This is a genomic window from Egibacteraceae bacterium (genome assembly GCA_040905805.1).
Classification (GTDB): Bacteria; Actinomycetota; Nitriliruptoria; order Euzebyales; family Egibacteraceae; genus DATLGH01.
This window is the reverse complement of sequence record JBBDQS010000041.1, coordinates 39,495-45,453: the sequence shown is the minus strand read 5'-3', so window position 1 is coordinate 45,453 and position 5,959 is coordinate 39,495. Positions and strand designations below refer to the sequence as shown.

The following is a 5,959-nucleotide window of genomic DNA, read 5'->3' as shown; positions in this document are numbered from 1 at the left end:
GACGCGTGGCCCGGCCACCCCCCCAGCCGTCCGGCCCGGCCACACCACCACCCCCACAGTGGGCGCGTGGCCCGGCCACTCCCCCAGCCGTCCGGCCCGGCCACACCACCACCCCCACAGGGGACGCGTGGCATGCACCGACCGAGCCTGCGTGGGGGATGCACCGCTGACCTACAGTGGCCGCATGGGCATCTTCGCGCAGGACCCGAAGAGGCAGCAGGAGCAGCAGCCGGGCGGGGAGTCGGGGCTGCACATGGACCTCGACGAGCGGCTGTGCCCCACCTGCCGGCGCGTCCTGCACCCCTGGGAGTCGACGTGCCCCGACGACGACGCCGCCGGCGTGGACCGCTCCAGCCTGACGCGCGCCGACCTGCCGCCCCCACCCGCGCATCTGCTCGACGACGAGTGCGCAGGGCAGGCGGCTTCGCCACCGCAGGATGGGATACTGCCGCCATGAGCGAGCCCGCAGCCCGCTTGCGCACCGCGCTGTCGTTGCACGATGACGGCGTCGCCCTCATGCGCCAGAACCTTCGTCGCCGGCATCCGCGAGCCAGCGATTCCGAGATCGACGAGCTGCTCGATGCCTGGCTGCGCGAGCGTCCGGGTGCGGAGCTCAGCCGGCGCCGATGAGCCCCACGCCGGCGACCGCGGCGGCCAGGCCGGCGAGCTGCAACCGGGAGAGGCGCTCGTCCATGAGCAGGCGGGCCAGGGCGACGGTCACCGCCGGGGACAGCGACGCCAGGACGCTCACGAGCGACAGCAGGCCCTGACGGACCGCGACGAGGAACGCAAGGCTCGCCGCCGACGCGCAGACACCGGAGGCCACGACGGCCGGCACGGTCGTGCGGGCCGGCCGCCAGGCCCGCCCGGTGGCGACGGCCGCTCCGGCCAGGACGATCAGCGAGGTGGCGTTGGCCGCCACCAGCGGCCACACGGCCGCACCCGGGCCCACCCGGTCCATGCACACGAAGAACGACCCGAACGCCACCCCTGCGACGAGCGCTTCGAGCACACCCGGCGCCCGCCCTGCCCCGGTCACCGCCTGGCGGGTGGCCGCTCCCCCGGTGGCCGCTCCCCCGGCCCGCGCCATTGCGGACGATGCAGCCGCGTTGGCCCCGACAGCGGTGGGCGACGCCGACGCGAGCGGGCCCGGGGGTCCGGGCGGTGAGGGCGCCAACGACACGGCTCCGACCGCGGCCACCGCGACGAGCACCCCGGCCAACGCCACCGTCGAGGGTCGCTCCCCGCCGAGCAGCCCGACGACCACCGGCAGTGCGGCGGTCAGCACCGCGGTGATCGGCGTGACCACCCCCATGCGGGCGCGCGCGAGGCCCCGGAAGTAGACGACCAGGCCCACGGCGATCGTGGCGCCCGCACCGGCGCCCCATCCCAGGGCCGCAGCCGTCGGGGCGCTGCGGGTCAGCGGCCCGAGGACGACCAGCAGCACCGCCAGCCCGGCCACCTGTGACCAGAGCACGACCGGCAGCACCTCGGCGCGCCGGGACGCCCACCCGCCGAAGAAGTCCGCCGCGCCGTACCCGACAGCCGCAGCCAGGCCGAGCAGTGCCGCCACCGGCCCCCTACAGCCCCGCGTAGGAGTGCAGGCCCACGACCCAAAGGTTGACCGCGTAGTAGGTCACCATGAGGGCGAGGAACGCGACCATGGCCACCCAGGCGGCCCGGCGGCCGCGCCAACCGGCGGTGGAGCGGGCGTGCAGGTACGCGGCGTAGAGCGTCCAGGTGAAGAACGACCCGGTCTCCTTCGGGTCCCATCCCCAGTACCGTCCCCAGGCCTCCTCCGCCCAGATGGCACCGGCGATCACCCCGAAGGTGAAGATCGGGAACCCGAACGCGATGATGCGATAGCCGAGGTTGTCCAGGCGGGCCGACGAGGGCAGGGCCGGCACGGCGTACCACGCGGCCGTGCCGAGCAGCGCGGCGACGCTCGCGGCGATCAGCGCCGCCGCCGGCGACCGCCACACGACCAGGGTGAAGATGCCGACGACCAGGAAGGGCACGACGGGGAAGGGCACCGGCGACAGCGCGTCGCGCTGCGCCAGCGGCGAGGACTCGCGACCCGCCAGGCCGCCGTCGGCCTCGTAGCCCTCGGGCCGCCCCTCCTCGGGCGGGGCGACCTTGGCGGCGCCCACCGAGCCGGCGTCGATGGTGCCCATCCGCGCCACGCGGCGCTCGGCGGTGTCCTTGACCAGGTACAGCGCCACCACGGCGAACCCGACCATGAACACCGACGCGGAGGCCATCATCGAGGACACGTGGATGTTCAGCCAGTAGCTCTGCAGGGCCGGCATCACCGGGCTGGCGTCCACGTACAGCAGCAGCCCGGAGGCCATCATCAAGACGCCCGCGGCCAGGACGAAGCCCATCACCTGGCCGTAGCCCATGCGCCGCTGCACGACGACCAGGCCCACGACGATGGCTGTCAGGGCCATCGCCGAGGAGTACTCGTACATGTTGCCCAGCGGCCACCGCGACACGGCGAGGCCGCGGGTCACGATGCTGCCCGCGTGGGTGGCGACGCCGGCCACCGCCAGCCCCGTGGCCAGCTGGCCGACACGGGCGGCCGGCCCCGCCGCCCTCGCGCCGTCGGTGGGGACCGTGGCGAAGGCGAGGCGGAAGAAGTAGCCCACCATCGCCGCGATGTAGGTGAGGAACGCGACGTGGAAGAGCGTGGTGGACGTCTCGGCCAGAGCGGTGTCGACCATCAGCGAGCCTTGCCTCCCGGGAGCTGCTCGTCGAGTTCGTCGGCCAGGCCGGCGAACTCCTCGGCGAACGCGGGCTTGCGCTGCAGCGCCACCCCACCGACCGTGACCCGGGTCGTGCCGTCGACCTCCTCGGCCTCCACCCACACCCGGCGTCGGTAACTGTAGAGGGATGGTACCAGCCCGACCAGGAGCAGGACCCCCGCCGCGAGCAGCACCCAGCGGGCCGGAGCGCGGCTGACCTGGAACCCCGACCACATCGCCAGCTCGGCGAACTCCACGGTCAGGTTCCCGCCGGCCATGTCGGTCTCGTCGCCTTCGCCGAGGATCGCCGGGGGGTCCAGCCGGGCGGCTTCGTCACGCAGGAACTCGCCGGCCGGCACCGGTCGCTCCAGGCCCAGGTCACCGACGTAGAGGTCGGCGATCAAGCGCGGGTTCGTCGGCTCGGGCGAGGCGCTGAACGGCACGCCCGCGGCGTCGACGTCGGCGTCGGGCAGGAACACCATGTCGAGGGCGACCTGGGGGGCGTCGGCGTCCTCACCGCCCATGGAGACCTTGGCCACCCCCGTCCAGACCCCGCGCCCGGCGTCCGACATCATCACCCGCTCGTCGAACAGCACGGTGTCGCCGGCGCGCACGACCACCCGGGGGGCCATGCCGAAGCGCGCCTGGTAGATCTTCATGCCGTCGTGGAAGACGGGGTGGTTGACCCGCACCTCCTCGGTGCGCATCGGCTCGCCGCCCTCGCTGATCGTGATCGTCGAGACGAAGTCGCTGGCGAGGAACCCGTTCGCGATCTGCTCGTCGTGGTAGCGCACCGTGAAGTCGTCGAGGGTCACCACGAAGCCCCGGTGGTCGTCGAGGCCGAAGTAGCGGCCGGGCTCCGCGAGCCCGTAGGCGATGCGGGTGTCGGCGAAGCTCGACTGCTCAGCGATGTTGATCTGGCCGATGAAGCCGAAGGAGTGCGCGATGACCGCACCCGCGAGCAGCACGTAGAAGGACGTGTGGAAGATCAGGCTCCCACCCTCGTGCCAGTGGCCCCGCTCACCGGCGAGCTGGGTCGCTCCCGAGTCGGTGTCGGCCGCGTCGAGCCTGCGTCGACGGTACCGCCGCCGGGCCAGCACGCGCTCTGCGACGGCCAGCGCCTCGGAGGGCGGCAGGGTGACCGTCAGGACCCGGTGGTTGGTCAGGCGCGCGAGGTTGCGCCCGGCGACCGGCCGACGCCGGACCGTGTGGGCGAACGCGCGCCACCGCGGGATGAGACACCCGGTCAGGCTGACGAACAGCAGGAAGGTCAGCACCCCGAACCACCACGAGCCGAACACGTCGAACAGGCTCATCGCGTCGAACGCCGCGGCGACCGCCTCGCCGGGGCCGGCGGCGCCCGACCGCCAGTCGGCCACCGTCGCGGGGATCAACGGCTCCTGCGGGACGAAGGTGGCGAGGATGCTCGCCACCGCCAGGGCGAAGAGCAGGATCAGCGCGGTGGACATGCGCCGCAGCCGCCGCCAGCTGCGCACCGCGGTCTCCCACGGGCCGGGCAGCTCGGGCAGGTGCGTGCCCCGCTCTGGTGGTGGTGGCGTCGACAGCGCCTCCGCGGGGGTGCTCGTCTCGGTCACGTCGAGACCCGGTGAGCGCGCATCAGATGGGGGGCTCGAAGCCCTGGATCATCGGGCGCAGGACGTTGATGAACGCGTCCCACGCCCCCGTCGCGATGGCGATGCCGACGGCCGTGAGCATCAGCCCGCCACCGATCTGGAAGGCCCGCCCGTTGCGGCGCAGGAAGGCCAGGGCCCCGCTGGCGTGGTGGAAGCCGAGCCCGACCAGGATGAAGGGCAGCCCCAGGCCCAGGGCGTACACGAACGCGAGCAGGCTGCCACGCAGCGGGGTACCCCCGGAGGTCGACGTCGCCGCTCCCAGCGTGAAGATCGCCGCCAGGGCGGGGCCGATGCAGGGCACCCACCCCACGCCGAAGACGAACCCGAGCGGCATCGCACCGAGCATGCCGCGGTCGATGGCGGCCGTGCTGACGCGCCGCTCGCGCCCGAGCAGGTCGAACGGCAGCAGGCCGGTGAACGCCAGGCCGAGCGCGGCCACGAGCAGCCCCATGGCGATCTGCCACGGCCGCGCCTGCAACGCGACGGCCAGCGACGCGCCGACCAGCCCGATCAGGGCGAACGGCACCGCGAACCCCAGGGTGAACAGCATCCCGCCGCCGACCACCCGCAGGCGGTTGGGGCCCTGCCCGCCGGCCAGCTCCGCGCCGGACAGCCCGGTCATGTACGACAGGTAGCCGGGCACGAGCGGCACGACGCAGGGCGAGGCGAACGACACGATCCCCGCCGCGAAGGCGACGCCCGCCGCGACCAGCAGGTTGGCGTCGGTCACCAGCGTGCAGACCACGTTGGTGCACTCGATCATCCGCGGTCCTCCCCGGCGCCCGGACCCCCGGCGCCTGGACCCCCGGCCACCCCGTCGAGCAGCCCCTCCAGGTGCGGCGCGAGCTGGCGGGCGGTGACCGCGCCGAACAGCCGCACGGCGACGCGGTGGTCGCCGTCGAGCAGGATGGTGGAGGGCAGGGCCGCGGGGCCGATGCCGCCGAAGGAGGCGGCGATCGACGCGGCCTCGTCGTGCCACGACGGGTAGGTGATGCCGTGGTCACGCTCGAAGCTGAGCGCGTTGGCGACCGACTGGTCCTTGACGTTCACACCGACCACGTGCAGCCCCCGCGGCCCGTACTGGTCGGCGATCGCCACCAGGTGCGGCGCCTCGCGGACACATGGCCCACACCAGGACGCCCAGAAGTTCACGAGCACGGGCCCGTCGAGGTCGGCGAGTGCCAGCTCGTCGCCGTCGAGGGTCCGGCCGGACACCGTCGGCGCAGACTCCCGCTCGTCGACGTCGAACACGACGCTCCCGCCGCCCTCGACGTAGCGGCCGGACACCGACTCCTGCCCCCCGGCGGAACCGCACGCCGCCAGCAGGGTCAGGCACAAGAGCAGTGGGAGCCAGCGCATCGCCCGACCCATGCTACGGCCGCCCGCCGGCGCGCACCGCACGACCGCACGGCCAGTGCCGCGGAGCACATGCCGGCGTGCTCGGTGATCTGGCCCGGCCACACGCCCGGGTGATCCGCCGGGCCACGCGCCCCCCGTGGAACGGGTGATCTGGCCCGGCCACACGTCCGGGTGATCCGCCGGGCCACGCCACCACCGTGGACCGGGTGATCTGGCCCGGCC

The 5,959-nt window shown here is 73.9% G+C and carries 7 protein-coding genes; 2 read left to right on the top strand and 5 right to left on the bottom strand.

All coding sequences use genetic code 11. From position 1 onward, the window contains the following. Positions 1–184 precede the first annotated feature (184 nt). Both WD250_05375 and WD250_05370 read left to right on the top strand, forming a co-directional pair. Complete coding sequence (locus tag WD250_05375) at positions 185–457, top strand: hypothetical protein (protein MEX2619631.1); 273 nt, start codon at positions 185–187, stop codon at positions 455–457. Continuing rightward, positions 454–630, top strand: a complete 177-nt coding sequence (locus WD250_05370) for a hypothetical protein (GenBank protein MEX2619630.1) — start codon at positions 454–456, stop codon at positions 628–630. The genes WD250_05375 and WD250_05370 overlap by 4 nt, the downstream gene beginning before the upstream one ends. Here WD250_05370 and WD250_05365 read toward each other — a convergent pair. Genes WD250_05365 through WD250_05345 form a run of 5 tightly spaced genes read right to left on the bottom strand, consistent with a single transcriptional unit; the run spans position 614 to position 5,737 of the window. Next, positions 614–1,573, bottom strand: coding sequence for an EamA family transporter (locus tag WD250_05365; protein ID MEX2619629.1), 960 nt, complete (start codon positions 1,571–1,573; stop codon positions 614–616). The genes WD250_05370 and WD250_05365 overlap by 17 nt on opposite strands. 7 nt (positions 1,574–1,580) lie before the next feature. Beyond that, the gene (gene ccsB / locus WD250_05360) at positions 1,581–2,723 is read right to left on the bottom strand and encodes a c-type cytochrome biogenesis protein CcsB (GenBank protein ID MEX2619628.1); all 1,143 of its coding nucleotides are present in this window, start codon (positions 2,721–2,723) and stop codon (positions 1,581–1,583) included. Continuing rightward, positions 2,723–4,339: a cytochrome c biogenesis protein ResB gene (locus WD250_05355; protein MEX2619627.1), complete on the bottom strand. Its 1,617-nt coding sequence runs from the start codon at positions 4,337–4,339 to the stop codon at positions 2,723–2,725. The genes ccsB and WD250_05355 overlap by 1 nt, the downstream gene beginning before the upstream one ends. Positions 4,340–4,361: 22 nt before the next feature. Continuing rightward, positions 4,362–5,141: a cytochrome c biogenesis protein CcdA gene (locus WD250_05350; protein MEX2619626.1), complete on the bottom strand. Its 780-nt coding sequence runs from the start codon at positions 5,139–5,141 to the stop codon at positions 4,362–4,364. Next, positions 5,138–5,737: a TlpA disulfide reductase family protein gene (locus WD250_05345; GenBank protein ID MEX2619625.1), complete on the bottom strand. Its 600-nt coding sequence runs from the start codon at positions 5,735–5,737 to the stop codon at positions 5,138–5,140. Before WD250_05345 ends, WD250_05350 begins: the two co-directional genes overlap by 4 nt. Between the last annotated feature and the right edge of the window lie 222 nt (positions 5,738–5,959).

Bases quoted from the DNA above. Each gene is read 5' to 3' on its own strand.
- ccsB (MEX2619628.1), bottom strand. From the start codon at position 2,723: ATGGTCGACACCGCTCTGGCCGAGACGTCCACCACGCTCTTCCACGTC.
- WD250_05370 (MEX2619630.1), top strand. From the start codon at position 454: ATGAGCGAGCCCGCAGCCCGCTTGCGCACCGCGCTGTCGTTGCACGAT.
- WD250_05345 (MEX2619625.1), bottom strand. From the start codon at position 5,737: ATGCGCTGGCTCCCACTGCTCTTGTGCCTGACCCTGCTGGCGGCGTGC.
- WD250_05350 (MEX2619626.1), bottom strand. From the start codon at position 5,141: ATGATCGAGTGCACCAACGTGGTCTGCACGCTGGTGACCGACGCCAAC.
- WD250_05375 (MEX2619631.1), top strand. From the start codon at position 185: ATGGGCATCTTCGCGCAGGACCCGAAGAGGCAGCAGGAGCAGCAGCCG.